Below are 25323 nucleotides of genomic sequence, written 5' to 3'. Positions count from 1 at the left end.
CATTTCCTTGAGATTGCTTACTAATTTGTATGTTCCTAAAATGTCGTGTGAATCTTCATCACGATTTGGAATTGGTGTTTCGGTTTGAATGATACTTTTGGCTTCTTCTATTTCAAATATAGTTCCTTCAATATAATTTGAAAAATAAGCTTCGAAGAAAGCAAAATTTCTAAATGCATTGTTTTCTGTATTTACATCTTGGCGGTCTTTGTAGGGCTGTTGTTGCAATTCTACAAACAGTTTTTCAAATAATTCTAAACGATGTTTATCATAGGGATTTCCTAAAGCTCTTGCTACCGCCGTTGGTGAAGTAAGTATTTTAGAAGGTTTAGTTGTTAGCAAAGCACTGATTAGTTTGTTTAGTTTTTCAAACTCCGATTGCATTCCTAATTTTTCTGCTATTTCTCTTGCCTTGTCTCTGAATTGATTTAGTCCCGCTTCTCCTTTTACTTGTACTATTTGTTCTAGTTTACTTTCAATTTCTGGTAACGTAAGTGTTTTAGAAGTTGGCCCTATTTGGCGTGAAGATTGCAAATTCTCTAATAAAGCTCTTTCTTGTTGTGATACAAATAATTCTCCAGAAAATGGGTTATCTCCTTCGATTGCAGGCATTCCTTCCATGAAACGGATTGTTATTCCAGGAAGTTCAATTTTTTTGGTATAGGTGTAGGTAACAAATATTTGATTTGCCGATGTAGGTTTGAATTCTAAAGCAGAACGATGACTTAATACTGATCCTGGATATAGTTTCCCTAAAATGGTAAAGATGTTTCTTCTAATGATTACTTCATCAGCTTCATTAAAATTGGATGTATAAATTCGAGGTGCAATTTTTCTTATTTTATCTTCCTTTTCAAGCTTACTTAACTGACGGTTTAAAGCACTATCACTTGTTGCAAAAATGATTTCCTGAAGGTGTATTGGGATGATATTTTCCATTATAAAAGCTTTTACTTCTCAAAAGTACCCCTATTTTTCCATTAAAAGCTTATTTTAATCAAAAATTTTCCATTATAAACGCAATTTTTATTTCATTTATTTTCCACTAAAAGCATTTATCACCATTAAAAAGAGTTCTATTTTCCATTAAAAAACAGTTTTTGGTAATTATTTTCCAGTATACATTATGTTATGTAATTTAAAATATAGAAACAAAATTTAAAGTATATGCAACATTAGTTCTTTATTTTATTTATCTAATGTTTACAAAAAATTCAGAGCTTCTAGCTACACAAACTCCGTTTTTAATAATAAAACATTCTACCCAATGTAATCCAGAAAAAGCTGTCGCATCCCTATAAATTAAACCACCTTTTCCAGCAGTTTTAGCTTTAAAAATGCCACCTCTCAAACAATTTCCAGTTGCAGCTTCTTCGCCATTATTAACAACTTGCCAATAGACATCGTAAGGTTTAGGAACATTTGTATCCATTGCATTGAAAGTGACAAAGCATCGTTTCGGTAATACTGAAGAAGTTGTTAGGTTTTTTCTTTTATTACCATCTGTTACATCTGTGTAAACACCAGAAATATTGCAATAATAACCTAAGTTTAAATTCCAAATAGGTTTTTGTCTATGAGAGACCGAAAGCATTTGAGCAGAATAATTTACTGGTTTAAAATTTTCAGTGATCAATTCATCATATCCTAAGTTTCTTACTGCTTCGTTTACAGTCCTAGTGCCTATTATATTTTTTAATACTCTGTAAGCATTTGAAGGATCCATATTTTGTAATGCCCCAAAATCAGATTTTGCCTTTTCTAACCATGAAAAGAAATTATCTTGTTTTTGTTTTTCATTTGGCCATTTATCCGCAAAATTTTCGTCATCCTCATTTACTGGATTACCAATCCACCAAATATCTCTCCCATGTTTTGCACTATATACTTCTTTCATGTGTAAGTGCATTGTGTTTAGAATATTATTTAAAGCATTAATGACATTAGTTTCTTTTTGATATGCCTTGGCTGCCAATGTTGTCAGAATGATAGAAATAGGTTTGTCATCATCGCCACCAAACATAATGTCTCTATGCCTTTTTAGTATTTGAACTACTCTAATTAAAGGTGCTTTTTCTTTTTTATATTCTGGTAAAGGAGTAACACTCTCTCTTAATAAAACTGATTTAAGAGTGTTTATATTACTTCTTTCTTTAAACCAAGCCGCATAACCAAAAGGATTACTTTTTAACCAATAATTAGGGTCTATTTCCGAATGATAGTTTTCTTCTCTTCTGTCTGTTATACGAACAGAAATATTTTCTAAATCAGTTTTATCTAATTTATTATATGATCTTTCACTTAAATTTACATGATTGTTATTACCTACTAAAGCCGGAAGTATATCCAAGTGGAATTTGTCACCTGCGTAGATTAGTGTCCAGCAACGATTACCTTCTTCATCAAGCATTCTTTTATAATTATCATTGTTGTCAATGAGTTGATTTTTTACAGCATGCTTTAAATGAATTTGAGCCCAATTATTAATTTTCCCTGTTAGACGACATACTAAATCCACATCAAGTTCATCATCTTCCATTATTGGTCTAATCATTGTGTCTAATAAGAATGAACCTTGTGGTAAAATTTCGGGTTTATAAACACTTAATTTTGAACCATCCTTAGAAAGTTGATTGGCAACAGCTGTATATTTTTGTACTACTAATTCATGCTGTGCTTGTGTAATATCCAAAACTTGCGCAATATTTTCTAGTAAGTCGTTTAATTTGTTTGGTTTGTTAGTTAATTCAAACATAGTTATTGGTTTTTAATTTCTATAGTTTTACTGAATCCATTATTAGTTGAGTTTTGGTCATATATGATTAAAGATAAGTCTGCTTTTTCCATCCAAACTCTTCCTGTTTCGATAGCACACGAATTTGGCATAACTGGAAAAACATGAATTGAATTATTCATTGAATATTGAAGTTTAATTTTACTATATGCGTTTCTTACTTGATTTTTAAAATTAATAAGTGTTTGTCTGTTTTTTAAAACATTCCGATTTGGACTAGCAACAGTAATTTTCCAAATTGAAACATCATTACCTAAAGTATTGAATATTCTATCGTCAGTTACATTATCACTTAAGCTAATTACTAATACCGCATTTGAAAGAATTTCAGTAGGTTCTATTAAATTTACTTCTATTGAATCCTCTTCATTGCTCCATTTCCAAGATTGTTTAGGTTCTCTATGAAACTGGTATATTTCGCTAATTGATAATTCAGGGATTAATGTCCCCAATTTAATCAGCAATGGTTGAGGTGCTAGAGCAAAAACTGAAAAATGAGGTTTTTTCTCTTGATTTATTAATGGTTTAATATGTTGTTTTACCATTTCCTCTAGCTGATTAGAATGTATTTCCCAATAACCTGCTTTATTGTCCTTTATTGCCAAATTTGAAGTTCCAAGTTGAATAATATTATCACTAACTGGATAATAATCTGGAAGAATTGCATGTATGCAATCTTCAAATTTAACAATAGGTTCGAATGATCCAATCTTTGATGTAAAAGAAACGATTTGGCTCTTTTTATCTGGCGTTAAACTAGTTAAGAGTTCTATATTTCTTTCCTGCTTTATTTTCATTTCAGTCAATGACTTTCTTGTATGACTCTCTACTTCACGTTTATCAATTCTACGGTGGCATTCGTCGCAAAGGAGTAATAAATTATCAAAGTTAGTTTCAAGTTGTTGTGACAAAATAACATCACCACGAGGTCCATCTTCACTTGCTGCTACAATGTGTGATATATATGATTTATTTAAATCTTTTTGCATTAAACTATCTTTCCAGAGAGGTATATTGCAGCCATCGTATTGACATCTTCCTCCAGATTTTACCCAAAGTTTTCTAGCAACACCTTGAGGTATTGCTTTTCTTGCTCTTACAACTAGTTTTTTATTCATTTCAATAACATTTATTAATTTATTACTGCAAAGTTATAGAGTAACTGTGCATTATGTGTGCACAGTGTTTAAAAATATATAGAGTTATGTTTATATGTTATTATATAGAAAATTAATTTCCTGAAGTTTGTTTATTGAAATTTTCTATGATATTAAATATATTAGTAGATTGTTCTTCATTAAAAACACCATCAATTCCTAGACTGTGGTAGTTTTTAAAAGGAGAATCGTATAATTTTGCCGGATCAATTTTACCATTATTTGTAAGGAACAATTTAATGGTATCTAGAAATTGAATTTGAACTGCTGTTAATTGGTATTTGTTAATGAAGTCTGCAAAAGCTGCATTAACTTTTTCTGAAGACAAACCAATTAAACCCACTATAAAATCTACTAAATCTAGACGATGTCCAATTTCTTTTTCAACTTGTTCTTTTTGGATTTTATTTGAAAAAAGTATTGCTTCTAAAGATTTTAATTCTTCTTCTGTAATTGTCTCTCCATTTTGTATTCTACTAATAGTAATGTTGTTTTTGTTTTCTCTTATAATCTCTTCTAAACGATGTTTGTTGTTAGCAAAAGGATTACCAAATGGCTCACGGTCTCCTTCTCCGAAAATTGTAGTTACAATTTGCTCTTCGAGAATTGCATCTTCAAAATTTGTTGTCACATATTTTTGATCTACAGGGTCAATATATTTTACCAGTTCACGAATGCCAGCACGGATTTTTTCTAAATGATTTAATCCATTCTTTTTCCAAAAATCTTCATTTAATGGCAGCTTTACTAACTCTTCTTTGTGTTTGATTTCTGGTATAGTGGTTTTCTTCAGTAGTTTCTTTGAGATTATGGCTACTTTTGTTATTGGTACATTTAATGTTGCTAAAAACTCTTCTGTATTGGGTGTCTCAATTCTTTTTAGCATTAACGTGTACATTATTTTGTCGTAAAAACGAGCCAAATCAGAATCATCTTTAGTTGGTCTTACTAATGGAGCCAAAATATCTAAAATGGTTTTACAGTCTTTTTTATCTAAATGGTTCCAGACTTCTCTATTAGAAAAATCCATTACTTTTTCGATTTTCATCCTAACATCGAAACGTTCTTTGTTTAATTCAATAATGGAATTGTGAAGTTCATTCAATAATCGTTCACTGTATTCTTGTAGTTCACTATCGTTTTTAAAATTATCTTCTTTTAAGTATAAAGCCAATTGTAATTTTAAACCAAAAACAATTTCCGTTAAACTTTTTTGAGATTCTGTTTCAATACCATTTGGGTTTTCTCTGAAGAATTCGAAATTACCATACAAATCAAATATCAGAAAGTTTTCTTTGTCTTGACCTTCCCCGAATAAGTTTGGACGTAAACGAGAACCTCTACCAATCATTTGCCAAAATTTAGCATAGGACTTGACAGGTTTGTAAAACATTAAATTCACACAACTTGGTGCATCTATTCCAGTGTCCATCATATCTACTGAAATTGCTATTTGTGGTAATCTTTCTTTTTCTTCGTCGCAAAAACGTTGAATAAATTCTTCTGCTTTTGGTTCTCCGTGGGTTATTACTTTTACATAATCATTTCCATAACGTTCTGGATCTAATTCCAGAAACATATCTTTTAAAAATTGTGCATGTTTTTTATTTCGGGCAAAAATTATCGTTTTTCCTATTTCATCGCCACCTCTTTTTTTAATTCCATTATCAACTAAAAATTTAAGTGTTTTCAGTGCGGTATCTTTATTGAATAGCCAATCGTTTAATTCGCTTGACGGAATGACTTCTTGACCTGTTGCCTTTTCACCATCTAAAATCTCGTCTTCAAATTCCTCTTTTTCTTCCTCTGACAGTTCATCGTAATGAATGCCACTTCTTAAGAATTTAGTAGGTAGTTCAATTGTATTATAAGGAACTAAATGTTTTTTTGCGACTGCTTCCTCAAAAGTATAAGCGTCAGTAGGTGTTTTATCTGCTAAGCCAAAGATAGAATACGTGTTTTTGTCAATACTGTTTTTAGGTGTTGCTGTTAATCCTAAAAATAGTGCATCAAAATAATCAAATATCGCTTGGTATTTTTTATAAATGGAACGGTGTGCTTCATCTATAATGATTAAATCAAAATGACCTACACCATAAAAACGTTTGTCTTTTTCTTTGGAGCCATCTATTAATCCCATCATGGTAGGGTAAGTTGAAAAAGCAATACGAGCTTCAATATTGTCTTTTTCTTTTAATAAATTCACACAAGAATGTTCGGGCATTAATTTTACAAAGTTATTTTTAGCCTGACTTACTAAACTTTTTCTGTCGGCTAAAAACAAAATCCTTTTTGCCCAATTGGCTTCTAATAATAACTTTGATAATGCTATACTAATACGTGTTTTTCCTGTTCCTGTAGCTAAAACTAATAAAGCAGCTCTATGTGTTCCAATTAATTTGTCGGTTGACTTATCGTTACCTGCAAAATGTTCGGCTACTGACCTGATGGCTCTGAATTGATATCCTCTATCGGTTATTGTAGTATCTATTGGTCTTTCTCTAATGTCTTCTCGATTTTCTCTTCGGAACATTAGTGTTTGTAGTTCCTTTTTGGTGTAAAAACCATGAACTATTCTTGATTTTTTATAGAATTGATCGTCCCATAAATAGGTTTCAAATCCGTTTGAATAATACATTACCGGACGACGACCGTACATTTTTTCTAAGCAATCTGCATACAATTGAGCTTGATTTTCACCTTTGCTTGCATTTTCCATTGTCTTTTTTGCTTCGACTACTGCTAACGGTAAACCATCATCATCCCAAAGCACATAATCAACATAACCTGTTTCAGAGGTGTTTGTTGAACTAGGCATGAATTGTACTTTGAATTCTTTGTCTTTACTTCCTGATAAATCCCAGCCTGCTTCACGAAGCGTAACATCAATAAAATATTTACGTGTTTCGTATTCATTACGTGGATGATTTGTTGAATCGGCTGTATTTGCTTCTTTTTTGTTAACCTCAATTTGTGCTTGTAAAGCTTCTATTTGTTTTTTAAACAGTTCATTTTGTATTGCTAAAGCTGCGTTTTTTTCAGCTTCTTGCTCCAGTTTTGATTTGAACTTGCCTAAATCCGTTTCAAATTTATCTTGTACTTTTTTATAGTCTTTTTTGGAAAGCGCTTCTTGTCCCTCAGTTGGAATGCATTCCCAATTGAACATTGGAATCGTGCCTAAAGTATTCTTTGCATACGATTGTGCAAACCATCTTGAGAAATAGAAAAGGTTTTCTATTATTTTTTCAGCATCTGTTTTGGTGACTGGTTTGTTGTGGATTGCTAAATTACCCGCTTTTCGAATTAAATCGATTTCACTGTATAATTTATGCGGAAATTGTTCTTGAAACTCTCTTTGTTTCATTAAAGAGTTTAAAGAAGTGTCATAAGGCAAAGTTAACTCTTCGTCATTTGCAAACATCCAATTTATAGCCAGCTCTAATGCCATACGAGCATAGGTCAATGAAGTACGAGGATCTGTAACCACAAATTGTTCTGCTTTTACACTTCTTTGGTGAAAGTCAGCCCATTCTTCTGCTAAAAATTGAAAATTTGTTTTCATTAGACTAAGATACTAATGTGTTTTGAAACTATTCCATTTTGTCTTGAATTTTCCTGCCAAAACAACTTCTAAGAAGTATAAATCATAATCATTAGTAACTGGAACTAAAACTACTTTATAATTTTGAATGATTGTTTTTGCCGGCAGCATGTCTTCACTTGTAACTGTTTTTCTAGTAATTTCTATCTTCTTTTGCTTTGTTTTTAAATAAGCAAGACTGCATTGGTTATGGTTTTTTCCAAAAGTATGTTGTCTTAATCGTCGAAATACAGTTCTGCTAATTCCAACATACACTGGAATTACTTTACCGCTTTGTTCTTCTCCAAAAATATATAAACCCTTGAATTCATTTGACTCATTTGGAGTATACCCTAATTCTTCAAATTGCTTTTTGTTTCGGATTATTTTTCCGTTGATTTCTGAATATAATTCAACAACTCTTTTAGCGTTTTTGCTATTCAGGTTTACTATAATTTTTTCTGCTATTTCATCAGCGTAACTTAATAAAACATTTAAATTCTTTGGATACAATTCTTCTTTATAATTTACCATAGTCTTATTAACTCATCTATTTTAAAATCGTTCCAAAATACTTCGTAAATAGTTATCATTCGTGAAGTTATTGCTCTAAAATGATTTTCTACTTTGTCATCCTTAATTCGGTCATCAATATTTTGCCAATATTCCCAATCGCCATTTACAAAAGATATTTTTCTTTTTTCTTCTTCTGTAAGTCTAACTTTTGGGGAATGTGAATGACTTTCACTTCTGTTTTGCTCCAGGGATAAAGCGCGAAAATTTCCGTTTGAATTATTCCAGTCGCGAATACTTCGATTACAACATACCATTCGATAAACCCATTCACTTGGATAGATGTGATCCCAATCCCAAGGAACATTTGTATCCTCTAAATCATCCATTTGGTTGTAATTACCAAAGGAGGTGTTTATATATTCTCTTTGTGCTAATAAAATTAGTTGTCTATTGTATTGAATTTTACCTATAAAATTCCAGAAATATTCATTTGCTTTAGGAAAATCATATTCTTGTGATTTGACATCATTGTAATATTGTATGATTCTTTCACCAACGCCACTTTCTAAAAGTCCCCATCTATCTTCATCTTCTTTTATAAACCTGTTTTCTACTTCCGATTGTAGATAATATTCTCTCAACAATTCTGGCTTAATCAAAAAGTGAATTCCGTCGATATCGTTCCACCATAATAATTCATTAAGTGGTTCATCCCAAAAGTTTGAATTTGTTATTTTTTCATTCCATAATTTAGGAAGATTGTCAAAACCAAACCAAGCAAATGTCATTAGTTTACCAACCATTTTCAATTTAACTTGATTGTTTAATTCCACTTTGTGGCTATGCAACCAATATACAAAAAACAAGAACAAATCTTGATTACTTTTTATAAACTGTTTGATAATGACTGGAGGAACTTCACCCTCAAACAAATCGTTGTCTTTGCAAGATAAAATTTCTATGGCTTGTTGGAATAACTTTTTTAATTGTTCGGATTGAAAGAGATTTTTTAAACCCTCTTTGAAATCTTCATTTTTTATTCTTCGTTGAAAATCTCTAACATTAATTTTCTTTATAAAATGATTCTCATCCAAATCAGATGCTACTATTCTAGAAGCTAAAGAAAGTACTTGCGTAGGAGCAATAAATTCTAAATTCATATTTTCCATTAAGTCTTTAATGTCTGGAAATATGGCTTTGTAAATGGAATAAATTAAATCATCACCTGTTAACGTTGTACCTGACGAGTTTATCCTTACAAACAGTGTAGGATTTTCGGATTCGTTTTCCTCATTTAAAACTTCATGTTCAATTATATTTGATTTAATATTAATTGATTTTGATTTTTGTACCGTGTTCCAAATACTTTCGAGGTCTTGTTTTAATTCTGTATTTAATAACCTTATGAATGCTTCTTTATCTTCAAAACTACCTCTTAGGGTTTTAAAATAATCGGGTAAATGTTGCTGTGCTTTTGCAATTACCTCATCCGTAGAATTCGATTCTATAAAAAAAGCTAATGGTAATGGAAACCAAGCATCAAAAGGAAAAGTTGTGGTGTTTTTAAAAGTAGTGTAACCGCCACTATTATCTTTGTGTTTTTGAAATACTTCAAGTGCCTTAAGTCTATCGGAAACGCTTAAGGCTTTATTGTTTTCTCGATGTTGATAGCCCCAAGGATGTGAACGAGTTGTAAGACGCACTAGAAATTTACTATTGTCTGGTTTGTTTTCTGGTTTAATATCCAACCAAACCATAGGTAATTCTCCTTTTATAGACCAAGCTGTGGTAGCATTATTTGCATGATAAGGATTGAAATGCCCTAAGAATATGGAAGTAGCTCTTTGTTGGCCATCCATTAAGTGCAATTTGTTACTGGTTTTTGAAAACAAAAAAGAACCGATAGGATAACCTCTCAAAATAGAATCCCATAAATCTTCTATTTGTTTTGGTTTCCAAACAAAGCCTCTTTGAATAGAAGGCAATTCTACTACTGATGTTTTCGCCTCTAATTGCCAATTGGCTATTTCTTGAAGTAAAAAAGTTTCTTTCAATTCTTAGTATTTAATTATTTACACTAATTCACCTTTAAACGCTTTTTGCAATAAGCAATTGAACAAATCTTCACTTTCTTTGAGTTCTTGTTTTGCTAACTCTTTTTGTTTTTCGATTAAAGTAATTTTTTCAGCATACTCATTTTGTAAACTAAGAGGTGGCTCAAGAAACTTAATTTTCTTCAATGCTACTATTTTTAATTCTGCAAAAGTTGTTCCTGACGCAATTTTACTATAGTTTTTATAAAATAACTCCTTTAAAAATGTTTTTAAATAGAAACTATTGATTTTCAAATGGTCTATTTTTATCCATAATACTCGTCCATCTTTAAAATAGAATGGGTCATTATTGTTTACTCTTAAAATTCTTCCATCAGGACAAATTGAGGGCATTAATAAATCACCAATTTTAGGAACACCTGTTTCTTTTTTTAAATTTTCATAATGTTCTTTCAAAATAAACAACTCGGATTTAATGGATTTGTTAGTACTTAATTCACCAATTTCTTTGCCTCGATAAAAGGGAATACCTTCTTCAACAAGTTCATCAACAAAAACTCGTCTACTGGAACCTATATCACAAATGTCTCCTAACTTTTTTGATTTCCAACCTTTTGAGTTTTTTACTGGATCTCCAAACATATCAAAGAAAATAGATTGCCCCAAAGCATCGTATTCTTTTATCAATTGCTCTGTTTTGTTTCGTAAAGCAGCTGCATCGTCAAGAATTTGAACTATTTTTTTTTGGGTTTCTAATGATGGTAGAGGGATAGAAATATTTGAAATATAACCTTTTGATATATGTTTCAATCCCGCACCTTTAAAGCCCTCCTCTAAAATATGAATGTTACCAGACAAGTAATGATAAACATACTTTGAAAAAATGATTTTGTCATCTTTTGGTTGTGCAACTAAACAATCTGTAGATACAGCAAATTTATTTGAACTAAAATGAACACTTGCTAAACCACCAGTTCCAAATATTAAACTTGGTTTGTCAAATAAATATTTGTCTATTGATTTTGTTAATACATTACTTGAAGTGTAGAATGGATATTTACCAACCTCTAATTTTAGTCCATCACCAGCTTTTATTTTTGACTTCTTTTGAAAATCAAATAATTCAGAAAAATGCTTTTTCAACATTATAAAATATTTTTTAATTGATTCGCTAATTTTTCTCTTGTTATACTTAAATCATCAATGCGATTTAAAATTACTATTGGTTCATCATACTTTACTTCTTCGTATACAATCTCTTTATATGAGTTTATTGCTAAATCCCATCCGTTCTCTTTGATTTCCTTGAAAGGCACTAAAAAACTTTGAGAGGTTCTGTCGCTATAATCATGGGTTAGTGTTTCAACCATAAAATGGTTGAAGCCTAAATTCTCTGGCACGTCTTTAACGTGCAACACTTCACCCTTTTTACCGTGCATTTTTTTGAAATAATCACTTTTGTAATAGCGGTAATGATCTAGAATTTGCGGTAAATTGAATTTGTCGTGTACGCTTCGCTTTAGCTTTTCATCGGCATTTTCTAAAGCGTTACCAAAAGCGAAGTCCATAAACAATTCTTCGTCAACTAAAAGGTTTCTTTTGTCGTCTAAAGATTTACCATCAGCTAGCATATCGTAAAACCAAACATTATCGGTTCCACCAGTGCCTGTTTTTGTGAAAATAATTATGGCTGTGCTAACTCCGGCATACGGTTTAAAAACACCACTAGGCATTGAGATTACGGCTTCTAGTTTGTTTTTCGCAATAATTTCTTCACGGATGCTTTTGTATGCTTTTCCGCTACCAAATAAAACACCATCAGGCACAATAACCGCGGCACGTCCACCTGTTTTTAATTGGCGTAGCATAAGCGCTAAGAATAGTAATTCGGTTTTTGTGGTATCGGTTACGTTTTTTAATCCTGGTGCAATACTTTCTTTGTCAATCGTTCCTTTGAAAGGTGGATTGGCTAATACTAACGTGTATTCGTTTGCTACTGTATTGTCTTTAGAAACGGCATCGACATCAATAATGTTTGGTTCTTCTACACCATGCAAGTATAAGTTCATAGAGGCAATACGCAACATGGTTGCATCAAACTCAGTACCGTTGAACATCTTTTTATTGATGTGTTCTGCGAATTTGTCTAGTTTGGTAACATCATTGTGTTTATCGATGTACTCTTTAGCAGCTACTAAAAATCCTGCTGTTCCTACTGATGGGTCGCAAACTGTATCTTCCAAAGTTGGTTGCATTAATTCGACCATCAATTTAATGATATGTCTTGGAGTACGGAATTGACCGGCTGTTCCACCACCTTCTAATTTGGATAATAGGTATTCGTATATATCTCCTTTGGTGTCTTGATTGGACATATCGATATTTTCTAATTTCTCCATTACTTGGTCCAATACTGAAGCTTTAGAAATTCCAAAAGCTGCTCCTTTCATATACGTACTAAACAAGCTCGTGTCTTTTCCTAATGAACGAATGAATGGAAAGATACCATCGACCGTATTTGTAAAAATATCATGACGCGCGGTAACATCTATTTCTTTTAAATTTTTCCAACGGTAGTTTTGTTGCTCTGGGCTAAAAATAGGTGTGTATTTGAATCCGTGACGTGCTTTTAATTCGTTGCGCACTTCTGTTTCATCCAAGTCTTTTATAAAGATGAGGTAGGTTAGTTGTTCTACGATTGTTATGGTATTGGTAACACCTCCTGTCCAGAAAGTGCTCCAAATTGCGTCAATTTTTGATTTTAGGTCGCCTGTTATCATGGATTAAAGTATGTGTTTTAAATTTTTGTTATGTTTTGTGCAGTAGAGTTGTCTTTTACAACGAACTCAATTTGATCTCCAATACCAAGATTATTTTGAGTAATAGCATCTTTGTGTATACTAATATTTTTAGTTCCTTTATTAATTGCAACTGTTCCCCAACCATTACCTGCAATATTAATTATTGTTTCTACTTCAATTTTGTTACCATATTGATCTTTATTGAAGTTTTTCCAATAGGATCGATTGGTTGCTATGTCGCTATTTGTTTTGCTATAGCCATCAAACCATATTAAAACATCCATTAACTGAAAAGCTAACGAATATAATAGATATGGAGATGTTATTTCTGTTCTATATGCTTGTATATCGATATTTTGAGTTACATCTACATTAGAGGTGTGAGATGCAGCACCAGTGGTATGAATTATGTTTTTTACATTTTCAGCTATTAACTTTGGGAAATGGGTCATCGTACAGTTAACATTAAAATGTTTTGTATCAAAACCAGATAAGAATAGACTCGATTCAGTTAAGTTAACCTGATTATTCCCTTGTTGAACACATGCATCGTGAAGCAGTCCTATACTATTTGCTTTTCTAAATAAGTGCTCCAAAATAATTCTTAATTGTGTAAAGTATAATTGATCATCGAACTGATTATTCCCTTCTTTTTGGTTTCTTAAAATAGTAATAAATGTATCTCTAACTTCGTCGGGATATTCTTTTAAAACATTAAAAAGTAATTGATTTTCATGCCTAATTTGAGTTACTATTTGATTATCCGCTTCAATCTTTATATTGAGTAATAACTCTTTTACATCATCTGGATTCTTTTTGTTGTAACATCTAATCTTGAAAGCTTCAAGTATTGGATTAGTAACATCAGTAAAATGAGTTTGACCGGATAATACAAAAAATGGAAACGACTTTCTGCTTCTTAATTCATTTATTTTCTGAATTGCAGAGCCTAAACCAGCGGGATTTGGAGTTTCTGATGTTTCATCTTCATAAAATAAAGCATCTAGAAGAATAACATCATACTTATTCAAATTTGATTCTAAAACGGTAAAACCTTCTTTAAAGGATTTGTATCCATCTATTATTATACCTTGTGACTCAGCTTGAACTATAAAAGGCAATAAAGCTTCATCATTATGCTCATCATCGACCCAAAGAATATTGTATATATTACTCATAATTAAATTATTGGTATTAAAAATGAAACAGTTGAACTATATTTTTTATCTTCTTCTGACGAAGATATATTGAGAGCTTTTTTTCCTTCATTGTGGGCTTTTATTATCTCATTAACTTCATAACCACCCAAACCTCTATTACGAGTTTTTCCAACAGCAAAGTTTTTTCTAGTGTAGTCTTCTAATGTAAAATCTTTAGGAAATGGTTTACCTGTATTTGAAACTTTTAACTCTATATATGATTTTCGTCCATTAATATCATAATTTAACAAAGAGGCTTCTCTTTCATTTCTGGTAAAAGGAAGTATTTCAATATTTATTTTATTTTCCATATCTGGATCTATAAAAGCATGATTTTTTGCATTGTCGATAAGGTTTATCAAAACAATTTTTAGTTTTTGTTCATTACCCAAAATGAAAATTTTACTGTTCATTTGTTCTTTTATATCTTCATGGATATCAAGTTTAAGTTCAATATTGTTTTTTAAACTTTTCTTTTCATTTTTTACGAATTCAGATAGAAATTTCAGAAAATTAATTTCTGTTAAATTGAACGAAGATACATTTACTAACGCTGTGTTTTCATCTGTTAGTTCTTGAATATATTTAACATTTTTAGAAATAGATTCAAATGCATCAATCATATGAAATTGTTTCGTTTCACTGATTAATATTTCTTTCCATTCAGGGTATACCTTAGATAAAGTATTTTGAATTATCTCAAGAGAAGAACCTATACTTAATAAAGGTTTTCCTAAAATATGACTTAAAGAAGTTGAACTTTCAGTTTCTTCTTTCTTAATACCTTTCAATAAATTTTCTTTATCTGCCTCAAGTACCTTAAGTTTAGAAGAAAGTTCAATAATTCCACTAACTTTTGCACGTTGCTCCTCTAAGGAAGGCAATTTAATTACAACATCGAGTAAATCATCCTGACGAATAAATGGAATAGTAGCACCTAAACGATAAGAATCCAATTGCTTCTTAACATATTCTGACTTGAGTTCATTTATTAAATAAGCTATGTTAACCTCATCAATTTTTGCTCCTTTTATTTTAGCAGAAAAAATATCTTGACTCTTGAAAATTGGATTACCCTTAAACTCAAAAAATGTAGGCTTTAAAGTTTTCCAACGTATTGCCAATAAAAGACAAGATTCATCTATTTGTTGGATGATATGTCTGTTCAGCTCAGTTTCTTCAACGGCTTTATCATCCAATAAAAAGTCTACATTATCATCTTTTAAATCTCGAATACGGAGTAACTTTCCTGTTACAGGAAGATTTCCTCTACGTCCTTTAAAAGGTTCAATAATTTCACCAAGTTTTACACCTTCAATATGTTCTTGAAAATAACGTGCAACACTCAAATTATAATCGTTATTACGAATTTGTTCTTTGTCAACAATTCGTATGACACTATTATCTAATACCTCACTGTGAATAAAGTCTATTAACTTGTTATCATCCAAAACTTTTAGTCTAGAATCAACATTCGTTACAAAATTTGATGCATCGACAAACTTAACTTTACCCTTTAAGTCTTTCGAATTGTTAATAACCAAAATTGTTAGTGGAATACCTGTATTTAACAACAGACCTCCTGGTAATGATATAATAGTATCAATTAAATCTTCCTCAATAAGAAACATTCTCAACTTCTCTTCCTGCATTCCTCTAAATAAGAAACCTTGAGGTAAAAGGGCAATTAATTTACCTTTTTCAGTTAAAGAATGTACTCCTTTTTTGATCAAAAAATGTTCGATAGTTCTAAATTCGTGCTCAACATCCTTATATTGATTACCAAATCGCACACCATATGGAGGATTGGAAATAATCAAATCAAACTTATTTTCGTTTTTAGGCCAATTTAAAATAGAATCCTCACATATATACTCGGAACTTACTTGTTTACCGAAAGCCATAAGTCTTAAAGCGCCCATTGCCCAGGTCTTTTTATTTATCTCTTGTCCATAGAAATTTTGACTTTTATTAAGATAAACATCGAACGAAGCCAAACCTGCAAAAGGATTGAATACTTTTGAATTTATCCTTAAGTTAGCTAAGCCGCACATTAATCGAGACAATTCTAATGGTTGAATAAATTCGCCCGCATAACGCCCTTGGGATTTAGAAATCTTATAAATAATGTCGTCAATTACACTAGAAAAATTTTCTGAAAGTAATTCTTTCTCGATTTGAAAAAGATGAAAGTTTAGATAACTAAGTGGTTGACTAAATACTTTTGACAAAGAATCACTAAGTACATCAAAAATCATTAAATAAGTATCCTTAGTCTCTGTATTTAGATCTGACTCAAAAATGAGTTTTTTAAGTTCTGAAAGACTAAAATTATTAGTGAACGTTTTTTCACAAATTACACCATCTTTATATAATGATACAAGCAGAAGAACAATTTGTACAGAATCCTCTAAATGATTTAATTTAGGATTAGTTCTAAAAGCATCGAAAACACCAAAAATTTTGAATGAGATCACTTCCACTGGGTTTGAGTATACTACTTTCGCCATAAAATCAATTGTTTTTTAATTACAGTTCAAAGGTCTTAACTATTTGTGCAGTATAAGTGCACAGTTTGTTAATAATTTTCAAATTGCTTTTTTATTCTATTTAAAATGGTAGTTACTAATATTGCTGGCTCTATTACTTTCACCTTTTCACCAAAGGAAAGTATTCGCATTTCAAGTTCATAATTTAGCATCACTTTTATTCTGATTTCTAATGAACCATCTTCGAGATATGTTGTTTTTTGAGACCAGTGCAATGGCTTTGTTTCAATATATGGCGCTTGCTCTTTAGCAAAAATTAATTTGACTTCTTCTACTTTATTATTAGGATCCTTGGAAACCCCTATAATGTCATCAAAGAAATCTGTCCAGTCAGTAGTGTCCGCTATATATTTGGATTTCACTTTAATAATTTCACCATTTATTCTATCTAAAGCTAAATTCCATTGAGGCATTTTATTAAATTCATTATATCCAAAGACGAACCATCTATTATTGAATTGTTTCAAATGATAAGGATGAAAGGTTATTTGATATTCCGGTTTATTGAATGGTTCATAATTAATTGTTACAACTGATTTATTAATTATAGCGTTAAATATAGGTGTGATGTATTCATATCCTTTATAATCAATATTAGTTTCTAAGGACATAACTTTTTGATCATTATTTTTGAGTCCGAATTTATCATTTAATAATGGTCCTAATTCATTAACCCATTCGAATTCTGGACTGCCTTCAAATCTTTGTAGTATTGATATTGCTTTTTTTAGTTGTTGTGCTTCGGTATCATTTAGTGGACTTTTATTAATGGAAAAGTTTTTATCAAGATATCGGTAATAAATTGTTCCACTTGATCCTTTAAAAGTTTCAATAGGAGCATTATGTCCAGCTTCTGAACGCATAAATGCTATGTCTTTTCTTAATGTTCTCATTTGAACACCTGAACTTTTTGAATCAAAATCCATTATAGCTTCATTTACGGCTTCCAACAGATCATCAATGTTATATTCTCTTCCAAAATTCTGAAAGCATCTGTCCAATTTGTTGTACCTTACTATCTGATGTTTGGTTGTAAACATACTTTATTACTCGTTCTATGATTTGCATTTATTTAGCAATATCCATCAACTTGTAAAACTATATATTTTAACTAAAATAACCTATTCATTTTATGAACAGGTTTTGTTTTTAAAATGAAACTTATCGCTTATCCATTGAATTAGAATCAAAACTTATCACGTTAAACATATTTCTCATTCTAGAACGCAGACGATTCCCATAATGATTTTCAATTTCAGTCGCTGATAAGTTGGTAGTCACGTGGGTCATTGAATTGTTTTCTACAAAATGTTCGTAACGACTTATGAGCACCTCAGCCATAACGTTGCAATCATTGCCAAAGTGTTTGATTTGTTGCTCGGCACCAAGATCATCAAAACAATAACCGGTCAGTCGCATTTGATTGTTTATTTTGTGGGTGTAAGGGTTAAGTGCTTCGTAACCGTGTTTGGCAAACTCGAATGATATCTCTCTGCAGGTTTTTATTTTATAGTCTGATTTATAGTTTGAAAATTGTCTGATGAGGTGCATAATTGATGTTTTCCCACATCCAATTGGTCCCGACAACAAAATACCTTTAGTGAGATTAATTTCTTGCTTTAGCGCCGCTTCATGGTCTTTAATCATGTAGATTATTAGTTTGTAGATGGTTGGGATGTCAATTGGGTTGATTTTAAATGATTGTCCGTATAATGTTTTGCCTTGGAATTCTATAAAGTCTAGGCATTTGTTGAAATCATAGACTTTGATATCGTCTTCGATACTGTATGTTTCTGTGATCGTTTTACAAAGGTTCGCCATAGTTTTTATGATTTGAAGTATGTAGATGGTTGGCTTGTGGTTGAGTGTTTTTTGGTTTGAACTTTTCTGTATTGAGTATCCAGTTTCTGGCAGATGCTTTCCAATCTTTCATTTTGGAATTGCCACCAACAAGCCAACCTTTGCTTGTGTAATAATTAAAAAACTTCTCTGCTTCCTGAATGGTGCCGTTTTTTTCGATGAAGTACTTTTGGACCTCTTCAAAGATTGGAGGAATGTCATCGGGATTGTACCTTTTTTTTTCGCGCAACTTTTTTTTTGATTGATGTTCGCTAGTAAAGTCTGGTTGAAAATTTAATTTTTCAATTTGTTGGGATTGATTGTTTATATCGTTTATACTGTTTGAAATGTTTGCATTGTTTGTATCTATATATACCTGTTCAGTACTAGTACATTGCTTGTTCACTTCTTGTTCGACAAGCTGTTCATTTTTTAATTTATTTGCCAATTTCTTCGTCATGGGTTTGGTGTAATAATCGAGGTTAATTATTTCTGCGGTACTTCCCTTGTAGGGATTGAATGATGGCTTATAAATGATATATCCTTTTTCGGTTAGCTCCTTTATGCATTTGTGGTAGGTTGCCTTGGAACTGATCTTGCTGATTCTCATTAATTCGTCACGGGTTATGCTGATGGGATTTATAAATCGGTTTAGGTTCCATGCTTGGAACATAGCTATGTATAGACTTATGTGTGTTGGATTGAAATCGAAATCGTAGGTTACTTTTTCGAAGAAACCGGTAAGGTGTTTTATGTAGTTCATGGTAGGAGTTATGAGTTATGAATTATGAATTATGAGTTTTAGAGGGCAGTCGCAGACTTCACAGGTGCCGTTGCAGGTGTTAATGGTAGTTTCCATTTTATTTCTCAAGCATTTTTTTGATATCATCATATTTGTAGTATAACGTGCCGCCGACACGCTTATAATTTAGGATGCCTTTTACTCGTAGGTTTTGGAGTGTTCCTGGTGAGATTTTTAATAATTGGCGAACTTCAGCCGATTTCAACCATTGAGCGGGTTGCTCTTGTGCGGTTGGTAAACTTCTGAATTCATGTAGAAGAATGTTTCCAAAATTGAGGAGGTCTCTTTTGGTTACGGTTTGGTGTTTAAGTAGTTCTAAGTTTTCTACTTCTGGGAATAGTTCTTTTGGATGTAAGTTCATTTTGTATTGTTTTAGGATTAATTACCGCAAAACAATAGGATTTGATTCAGTTTTATTCACAAGTTGTGTTTAGGTTGTGTACGATTTTATAAAAAAACCAAGTCAAAGACTTGGTTTTGGTGGCTATTCTTCTTGTGATAATTTTTGGTTGAGGTTATCCGATAAGGATTGCATGAATCGAGTTTTATTGGTTTTTCGCAGCTTGATGTCGGAATAGTATCGGTATATATTCTCTTCATAATCGATATTTAACGTTTTGTAAAACTGCTTTGCCACTTCTTTTAAATCCACTCTTCCGTGGTTGATTACTTTTTGATGGTGTAAGGCATAAATAAGTTCTATTAATTCAAATTTAGTTCCTGTCCATTGGAGATCAGAGGTACTGATATTGTTATTTTCTTTGGGTGGGTTTTCAATTTTATCAAGTTCGGATTCTAAGTATTCTATTATTTGTTCTTTGGCTAAGAGTTCCGCAAGCGAAAACTCCATTTTTGTGGTAATCCGTTCATCACAAAATAAAAACTGGTATTGATCATGAATGTTAGTGATGTTGTTTTTCCTTAAAAAATATTCCTGGTCCCGGTGTGTGGATTCGCTTCTAAAATACTTGTAAAAGTAATTGTGGCTTTTAGGAATTTGGGAATGTTTTAGAATTAACTTCTGGTAATAGTCCGGAATAGCTTTTTTGGAATGAGGCAATTTCAAAGCAATATCCAATTGAAATTTAGATACCATAATTTTGGATAACAGCTGCGATTTGATGTTTTTGAAAAAATGAATTTCTTCTTTTTCGCATTCAAACTGATGATTCCGGAGCCATGAGTTTACTTCTGTTGCTTTTTGCTCGAGATAGTTTTTAGCGGTTGTAAATTTGTGAATTGGGGGGTTGGATTGTTGGTTGATAGTATGCAATTCGGTTTCAATTTCATACAATAGTTTTAAGTGGGTTTGGCGCATATAATTTAAAAATGGTTTATAATGATACCAAAATAAACCATTTTGTATTAAATTATTTGCAAAAATTATCTTAAATTTTCACTGAACCTATATTTTTTTTTTGACTTACTACTGTTGTTTTGAACTTTGAGTTTGTTCTTGTTTTATAGAGAACTTATTTTTTAATATCATCATGTCATCACTCACCTTTCTATCCAATACTTTTGCATAATGTTGTGTTGTCTTTAGGTTTGTGTGTCCTAACATTTTGCTTACGGTTTCGATTGGAACGCCATTGGAGAGTGTTACAGTGGTTGCAAAAGTATGTCGGGCAATGTGGAAGGTCAGTTCTTTATTAATTTTACAAACGTCGGCTATTTCCTTGAGATAGGCATTCATTTTCTGGTTGCTTAAAATTGGAAGTAGTCGGTTTTCATTTTTGCAAATGGGATTGTTCTCATACTTGTTAATGATTGCTTGTGCTATTGGTAGTAATGGAATTTTGGAAGGAGTGTCTGTTTTCTGACGATTTTTGAAAATCCACTTATCGCCATCAATCCCCAACGCAACGTTGTCGGTTTTCAACTGTTGAACATCGATATAAGCCAATCCAGTAAAACAGCTGAAAATGAATATATCGCGAACGAGTTCCAAACGTTCGGACATGAATTCTTTGTTGATGATATCCTCGATTTCTTTTTCCGTTAGAAATCCGCGAACGACTTCTTTAATTTTGGATTTGTAGTTTATAAATGGGTCTTTGTTGAGCCAACTGTTGGCCAAACATAGGTTGATTATCTTGTGGAAGTTTTTGATGTATTTCACAGCAGTATTGTTGGCGCACTTTCTAACGCTGCGCAAATAGAATTCATATTCCATTATAAACGCATGATCAATCTTTTCGATATTGATATCGGTGAGGTTATATTTCCAGAATAGGAAATCTTTGGTGTGCTTGAGTGAGGTTTGATATCGTTCTAGTGTTCCTGGAGCGTATTCTTGACCGAGCAATTCTTTGATTTTGCGGTTGTGTTCTTCGAAGATAGGAACTAACATTCGTTCACGTTCTTTCTTACCAGATAACTCATTTTTAAAGGATTCAAAGTTTACTGGGATGTCTTTTATAATTAAATTTTTCTCGACATTTAATATCTTTGATTTTAAATTGTCAAGATGTCTATTGATTGAACGAGCTTCTTCAGAAGTTCCTCTCATTATAGACATTTCGGAATGCCATTTGTCGGGGTCAACAAACTTCCCAGTGCTGTTGTCTAATCGTCTACCATTGATGGTAATTCGTTGAAAAATCGGAGCCAAACCTTGAGCATTGACTTTGACTCTTTTCAAATAAAAAAGAATTGAAATTGGATTGTTCATAATTGGTAACCTTTAAGTTAATAGAAATTTAGAAAAACTATCAACTCAAAACAAGATGTTCACTGAATGAACCTCTTATTTTAAAGTGTTTACAAAGGTAGGGGCACAATGATTTTGAAATATTAAAGTGCCCCGAATTGTACCCCTTTAGAATGAGAAACTATGAATAATTTGGATAGGGCGTAAATTAAAAAACCCTCTAAATCATACGATTTAAAGGGTTTTGGTAGGTTTTTTGAAATAACCAGCGGAGAAAGAGGGATTTGTCTGCTGTAAAAGCCACCAATAAAAACAATACTTCGCAAAGTATTTTATTTAAGTGACACCTCGACTGACACCTCTTTATTAGGATTACAATTATCTTAAATTCAAAGTATTCAAATATAAGCATAATATTCTGAATACTAAAGCATCAAGACTAAAAAATGAACTAGTTATTTAATAACAAATTTACCCGAAATGGTTTAAAATGGAGTTGGGATTTTATCCTCATTTTAACCAAAAATCAAGTGAGCTACTTGTTCATATTTTAATCCTGCATACAAACAAAACTCTTCGACAGTTAGAAACTCATTTTCGAGCTTGTTGAGGTCAGTTTTCACTTTTTGCATTAATCTGGTACTTTGACGATAACTCTTTCCTGTTATGCGCTGTATGTCTTTCGGATAGATGCACACCCTCTGTTTTTCAAATTTCATACATTATCTATGCCTTTGACTAGGCTTTGAATAGCTTAAACCTAGTGATTAGTAAAGTTTAAGATTATACAAAAGTAATATTTTTTGAAATATAAATTTCTCCTGCAATTTACGTCGGTTTAGGATGCTTTCTGATGTGCATTTATGTCGATTTAAGCCATTTGTGTCGCTTTGCGACATGTGGAACTGCTCACTCTTTTTTTATCTGTTTTATTGGCTAAAATTTGTTCTCAAATCAATCGAAATATGTTGCAACAAGAATGATGATTGAGGGAATTGTTCACTGATTTATAAACTAAATTTTAGAAGTTATGGCTAGACAGAAAGGCATAATTAAATTGAAAGGTACTATCGGGGATATTACTTTTTACAAAACCCAAGACGGTCATTTGGCAAGAGAAAAAGGCGGTATTGACGCTAATAGAATTGCAAGTGATCCAGCGTTTCAAAGAACGCGTGAGAATGGTTCTGAATTTGGTCGTGCCGGAAAGGCAGGTAAGGTTTTGAGAACAGCATTGAGAGCGCAGCTTTTGAACTCAGCTGATGGGAGATTGGTAAGCCGTTTAACGCAGCAAATGGTAAAAGTTATTCAAGCGGATTTGATTAACGAAAGAGGTTTGCGAAATGTGATTGATGGTGAAGCGGAATTATTGGCTGGGTTTGAATTCAACATTCGCGGTAAACTGGGAACTAGTTTGTTTGCTCCTTTTGTGGGTACAATAGATAGAGTTACTGGAGAAATTACTGTGGATTTGGCTTCGTTTATTCCAAGCAATATGATTGCTGCACCGAGTGGAACTACTCATTACAAAATTATTTCGGCTGGTGCTGAGATAGATTTTGAAGCTGAAACATTTGTAGTTGCTGGTTCGGAAACTGCAATTTTACCATGGGATGCAGTGGCTACGGCTGCTATCGCTCATGTTAATTCAGTTACTCCAGCGAGTACAAAACCACTTTTCTTAGCATTGGGTATTGAGTTTTACCAACAAGTAAATGGACAAATGTATTCACTTAAAAATGGTGCTTTTAATCCATTAGCATTAGTACAGGTAAGCGGCTTGTAAGATGGTTTTAGTACTATCGAGAACTTATTTCCCAGATGGAACAAATGGCAAACTCGAATGTGAGGGCAAATTGATTTGTTACACTATTGAATTGCCTTGGAAGAATAACGAAACGAAGGTTTCCTGCATTCCTGATGGGAAGTATTTTATTAAAAAGCGATACAGTCGCAAATTTCAATGGCATTTGGAAGTGATTGATGTAAAAAACAGAAGTTTCATTCTATTACATCCTGCCAATAATGCTTTGAAAGAACTAAACGGTTGTATCGCGCCGGTTACAAAAATTTCGGGAGCCGGTTTAGGTTTACAATCCCGAAAAGCTTTCACTAAGCTTAAAACAATTGTTTATAAAGCGTTGGATGAAAAGCAAAGAGTTTTAATCATTATCAAATCTTAAATTTTAATATTATGAAAACATTTTTTTTAAATAAACTGAGACAAGGATTGTTTCTTTTATTAGCCGTTCTAGGAACATTTGTTAGCTATGCACAGCCAACACAAAAGCTAAAAATTAACTCGTTACCAGGAATATGCTACATGGCTGAGGTAACTGAGAATGAACCAACTCAGTTATTTTATATTGCCGAAACTGGTGGAAAAGGTACGAGTTCCGATACTGGACAAGTATTTTCTCCAAATGATTTGGTCGATGCAGAAACTGGCGGTAGTAAAGGTACAAATACCAACACTGGTGACTATGCAGCTATTTGTGTGAGAAGTTCCGTTAGTGAAACGGGAGGAAAAAACTCCAGTGGTGGTATGGAACAATCTGATACTGGCGGCGGAAATGGCGGAAAAAGCACTACTGGGGAGTTCACTATTTGCGATACAGGAGGAAGAAGTACAAACTCAACAGGTGAATTTACTTTTTTTGATACAGGTGGAAGAGGGAATGAACTTGGTGGAGGAGGTATTTTTAGTACTGTCTGCACTATTTATATTCCTGAATAAGAACTCGATCATGAAACTTGTAAAAAGAGCGCAAGCTCCCACTCCGAAATTTTTTAAAGTGCTTCGAAATGTTGGTTTGGTATTAGCAGCTATTGGCGGAACTATATTGGCAGCACCAATTGCTTTACCAGTTGTTTTAACGTCAGTTGGCGGATATTTAGTTGTAGCCGGTGGTGTTGCATCAGCTGTTAGTCAATTAACAGTTAAAGAGGATGAGAATCTTCGCAAAACTCAGAATGACAATGACAACAAATAGTCATACACTAATGGGTACTGTCGGTGGTACATTTTTGAGTATCATTCCAAATATTCAATCGGCGGATATTTTTAAAACCGTTGTATTAGCTGGTGTTGGAGCCATTGTAAGTTTTACTATATCCTTAGTACTTAAAAGTATTATTAAGAAGCACAAAAAATAGTTTAACCATAGTTGTGGTGACCTTTGGGTTAAACAAAATGAAAGCCAAGTCTAAAAGTAGACTTGGCTTTTTTTATTGACATTCTTCGCATAAATTTAGTGTAACTTCTTCAATTACTACTTCAGTAGCATTGGAATATAGACCGTGGTATTTTGCGCAGTCTATTGCTTTAATTCTGCTGTCGAATACTCCGAAAAAAACACGAGATGCATTGCTTTTCCAG

20 protein-coding genes and 1 pseudogene are annotated in these 25323 nt (G+C 32.3%); 5 read left to right on the top strand and 16 right to left on the bottom strand.

The window, feature by feature from the left end:
• From RMO83_RS08190 to RMO83_RS08115, 16 genes and pseudogenes are all read right to left on the bottom strand, one after another.
• Nucleotides 1-939: pseudogene (locus RMO83_RS08190) on the bottom strand (cell filamentation protein Fic); the annotation flags it as partial.
• 253 nt (nt 940-1192) lie between these two features.
• The gene (locus RMO83_RS08185) at nt 1193-2755 is read right to left on the bottom strand and encodes a nucleotidyltransferase (protein ID WP_310559191.1); all 1563 of its coding nucleotides are present in this window, start codon (nt 2753-2755) and stop codon (nt 1193-1195) included.
• 2 nt (nt 2756-2757) lie between these two features.
• Complete coding sequence (locus RMO83_RS08180) at nt 2758-3912, bottom strand: SAVED domain-containing protein (RefSeq protein ID WP_310559190.1); 1155 nt, start codon at nt 3910-3912, stop codon at nt 2758-2760.
• 112 nt (nt 3913-4024) lie between these two features.
• Entirely contained in the window at nt 4025-7513 is a 3489-nt protein-coding gene (locus RMO83_RS08175; RefSeq protein ID WP_310559189.1) for a DEAD/DEAH box helicase family protein, read from the bottom strand.
• Between the two features lie 12 nt (nt 7514-7525).
• Nucleotides 7526-8065 carry a hypothetical protein gene (locus RMO83_RS08170; protein WP_310559188.1) on the bottom strand — a complete coding sequence of 180 codons (540 nt, stop codon included), beginning with the start codon at nt 8063-8065 and terminating at the stop codon, nt 7526-7528.
• Nucleotides 8059-10101: a DUF262 domain-containing protein gene (locus RMO83_RS08165; protein WP_310559187.1), complete on the bottom strand. Its 2043-nt coding sequence runs from the start codon at nt 10099-10101 to the stop codon at nt 8059-8061. Before RMO83_RS08165 ends, RMO83_RS08170 begins: the two co-directional genes overlap by 7 nt.
• Before the next feature lie 18 nt (nt 10102-10119).
• Nucleotides 10120-11247 (bottom strand): restriction endonuclease subunit S, encoded by a 1128-nt coding sequence (locus RMO83_RS08160; RefSeq protein ID WP_310559186.1) that lies wholly within the window; start codon nt 11245-11247, stop codon nt 10120-10122.
• Entirely contained in the window at nt 11247-12881 is a 1635-nt protein-coding gene (locus tag RMO83_RS08155) for a class I SAM-dependent DNA methyltransferase (RefSeq protein ID WP_310559185.1), read from the bottom strand. Before RMO83_RS08155 ends, RMO83_RS08160 begins: the two co-directional genes overlap by 1 nt.
• 17 nt (nt 12882-12898) lie before the next feature.
• Nucleotides 12899-14080, bottom strand: coding sequence for a hypothetical protein (locus RMO83_RS08150; RefSeq protein ID WP_310559184.1), 1182 nt, complete (start codon nt 14078-14080; stop codon nt 12899-12901).
• A 2-nt stretch (nt 14081-14082) separates the two neighbouring features.
• Nucleotides 14083-16611, bottom strand: coding sequence for an N-6 DNA methylase (locus tag RMO83_RS08145; RefSeq protein ID WP_310559183.1), 2529 nt, complete (start codon nt 16609-16611; stop codon nt 14083-14085).
• A 68-nt stretch (nt 16612-16679) separates the two neighbouring features.
• A complete protein-coding gene (locus RMO83_RS08140) occupies nt 16680-17651 on the bottom strand; it encodes a WYL domain-containing protein (RefSeq protein ID WP_310559182.1) in 972 nt (323 codons plus the stop codon).
• Nucleotides 17652-17811: 160 nt separating this feature from the next.
• A complete protein-coding gene (locus RMO83_RS08135; RefSeq protein WP_310559181.1) occupies nt 17812-18471 on the bottom strand; it encodes an ATPase in 660 nt (219 codons plus the stop codon).
• Nucleotides 18455-19252: a transcriptional regulator gene (locus RMO83_RS08130; protein ID WP_310559180.1), complete on the bottom strand. Its 798-nt coding sequence runs from the start codon at nt 19250-19252 to the stop codon at nt 18455-18457. Before RMO83_RS08130 ends, RMO83_RS08135 begins: the two co-directional genes overlap by 17 nt.
• 97 nt (nt 19253-19349) lie before the next feature.
• A complete protein-coding gene (locus tag RMO83_RS08125) occupies nt 19350-19652 on the bottom strand; it encodes a helix-turn-helix domain-containing protein (RefSeq protein WP_310559179.1) in 303 nt (100 codons plus the stop codon).
• A gap of 123 nt (nt 19653-19775) precedes the next feature.
• Nucleotides 19776-20609: an RteC domain-containing protein gene (locus RMO83_RS08120; protein WP_310559178.1), complete on the bottom strand. Its 834-nt coding sequence runs from the start codon at nt 20607-20609 to the stop codon at nt 19776-19778.
• Between the two features lie 108 nt (nt 20610-20717).
• Entirely contained in the window at nt 20718-21965 is a 1248-nt protein-coding gene (locus tag RMO83_RS08115; protein WP_310559177.1) for a site-specific integrase, read from the bottom strand.
• A gap of 1009 nt (nt 21966-22974) precedes the next feature.
• Here RMO83_RS08115 and RMO83_RS08110 point away from each other — a divergent pair.
• Genes RMO83_RS08110 through RMO83_RS08090 form a run of 5 tightly spaced genes read left to right on the top strand, consistent with a single transcriptional unit; the run spans nt 22975 to nt 25100 of the window.
• Nucleotides 22975-23730: a hypothetical protein gene (locus tag RMO83_RS08110; protein WP_310559176.1), complete on the top strand. Its 756-nt coding sequence runs from the start codon at nt 22975-22977 to the stop codon at nt 23728-23730.
• Nucleotide 23731: 1 nt separating this feature from the next.
• Nucleotides 23732-24127, top strand: a complete 396-nt coding sequence (locus RMO83_RS08105) for a DUF5675 family protein (protein ID WP_310559175.1) — start codon at nt 23732-23734, stop codon at nt 24125-24127.
• Between the two features lie 11 nt (nt 24128-24138).
• The gene (locus RMO83_RS08100) at nt 24139-24681 is read left to right on the top strand and encodes a hypothetical protein (protein WP_310559174.1); all 543 of its coding nucleotides are present in this window, start codon (nt 24139-24141) and stop codon (nt 24679-24681) included.
• A gap of 10 nt (nt 24682-24691) precedes the next feature.
• Nucleotides 24692-24937, top strand: coding sequence for a hypothetical protein (locus tag RMO83_RS08095; RefSeq protein ID WP_310559173.1), 246 nt, complete (start codon nt 24692-24694; stop codon nt 24935-24937).
• Entirely contained in the window at nt 24924-25100 is a 177-nt protein-coding gene (locus RMO83_RS08090; protein WP_310559172.1) for a hypothetical protein, read from the top strand. Before RMO83_RS08095 ends, RMO83_RS08090 begins: the two co-directional genes overlap by 14 nt.
• The last annotated feature ends 223 nt before the right edge of the window (nt 25101-25323 follow it).

This window comes from Flavobacterium sp., from assembly GCF_031423415.1.
Lineage (GTDB): Bacteria > Bacteroidota > Bacteroidia > Flavobacteriales > Flavobacteriaceae > Flavobacterium.
This window is presented reverse-complemented; position numbering and strand designations above follow the sequence as displayed.

What these genes read in the sequence shown, in the direction of transcription:
- RMO83_RS08185 (WP_310559191.1), bottom strand. Translation starts at nt 2,755, where the DNA reads ATGTTTGAATTAACTAACAAACCAAACAAATTAAACGACTTACTAGAA.
- RMO83_RS08180 (WP_310559190.1), bottom strand. Translation starts at nt 3,912, where the DNA reads ATGAATAAAAAACTAGTTGTAAGAGCAAGAAAAGCAATACCTCAAGGT.
- RMO83_RS08175 (WP_310559189.1), bottom strand. Translation starts at nt 7,513, where the DNA reads ATGAAAACAAATTTTCAATTTTTAGCAGAAGAATGGGCTGACTTTCAC.
- RMO83_RS08170 (WP_310559188.1), bottom strand. Translation starts at nt 8,065, where the DNA reads ATGGTAAATTATAAAGAAGAATTGTATCCAAAGAATTTAAATGTTTTA.
- RMO83_RS08160 (WP_310559186.1), bottom strand. Translation starts at nt 11,247, where the DNA reads ATGTTGAAAAAGCATTTTTCTGAATTATTTGATTTTCAAAAGAAGTCA.
- RMO83_RS08155 (WP_310559185.1), bottom strand. Translation starts at nt 12,881, where the DNA reads ATGATAACAGGCGACCTAAAATCAAAAATTGACGCAATTTGGAGCACT.
- RMO83_RS08150 (WP_310559184.1), bottom strand. Translation starts at nt 14,080, where the DNA reads ATGAGTAATATATACAATATTCTTTGGGTCGATGATGAGCATAATGAT.
- RMO83_RS08145 (WP_310559183.1), bottom strand. Translation starts at nt 16,611, where the DNA reads ATGGCGAAAGTAGTATACTCAAACCCAGTGGAAGTGATCTCATTCAAA.
- RMO83_RS08135 (WP_310559181.1), bottom strand. Translation starts at nt 18,471, where the DNA reads ATGGCGAACCTTTGTAAAACGATCACAGAAACATACAGTATCGAAGAC.
- RMO83_RS08130 (WP_310559180.1), bottom strand. Translation starts at nt 19,252, where the DNA reads ATGAACTACATAAAACACCTTACCGGTTTCTTCGAAAAAGTAACCTAC.
- RMO83_RS08125 (WP_310559179.1), bottom strand. Translation starts at nt 19,652, where the DNA reads ATGAACTTACATCCAAAAGAACTATTCCCAGAAGTAGAAAACTTAGAA.
- RMO83_RS08120 (WP_310559178.1), bottom strand. Translation starts at nt 20,609, where the DNA reads ATGCGCCAAACCCACTTAAAACTATTGTATGAAATTGAAACCGAATTG.
- RMO83_RS08115 (WP_310559177.1), bottom strand. Translation starts at nt 21,965, where the DNA reads ATGAACAATCCAATTTCAATTCTTTTTTATTTGAAAAGAGTCAAAGTC.
- RMO83_RS08110 (WP_310559176.1), top strand. Translation starts at nt 22,975, where the DNA reads ATGGCTAGACAGAAAGGCATAATTAAATTGAAAGGTACTATCGGGGAT.
- RMO83_RS08105 (WP_310559175.1), top strand. Translation starts at nt 23,732, where the DNA reads ATGGTTTTAGTACTATCGAGAACTTATTTCCCAGATGGAACAAATGGC.
- RMO83_RS08100 (WP_310559174.1), top strand. Translation starts at nt 24,139, where the DNA reads ATGAAAACATTTTTTTTAAATAAACTGAGACAAGGATTGTTTCTTTTA.
- RMO83_RS08095 (WP_310559173.1), top strand. Translation starts at nt 24,692, where the DNA reads ATGAAACTTGTAAAAAGAGCGCAAGCTCCCACTCCGAAATTTTTTAAA.
- RMO83_RS08090 (WP_310559172.1), top strand. Translation starts at nt 24,924, where the DNA reads ATGACAACAAATAGTCATACACTAATGGGTACTGTCGGTGGTACATTT.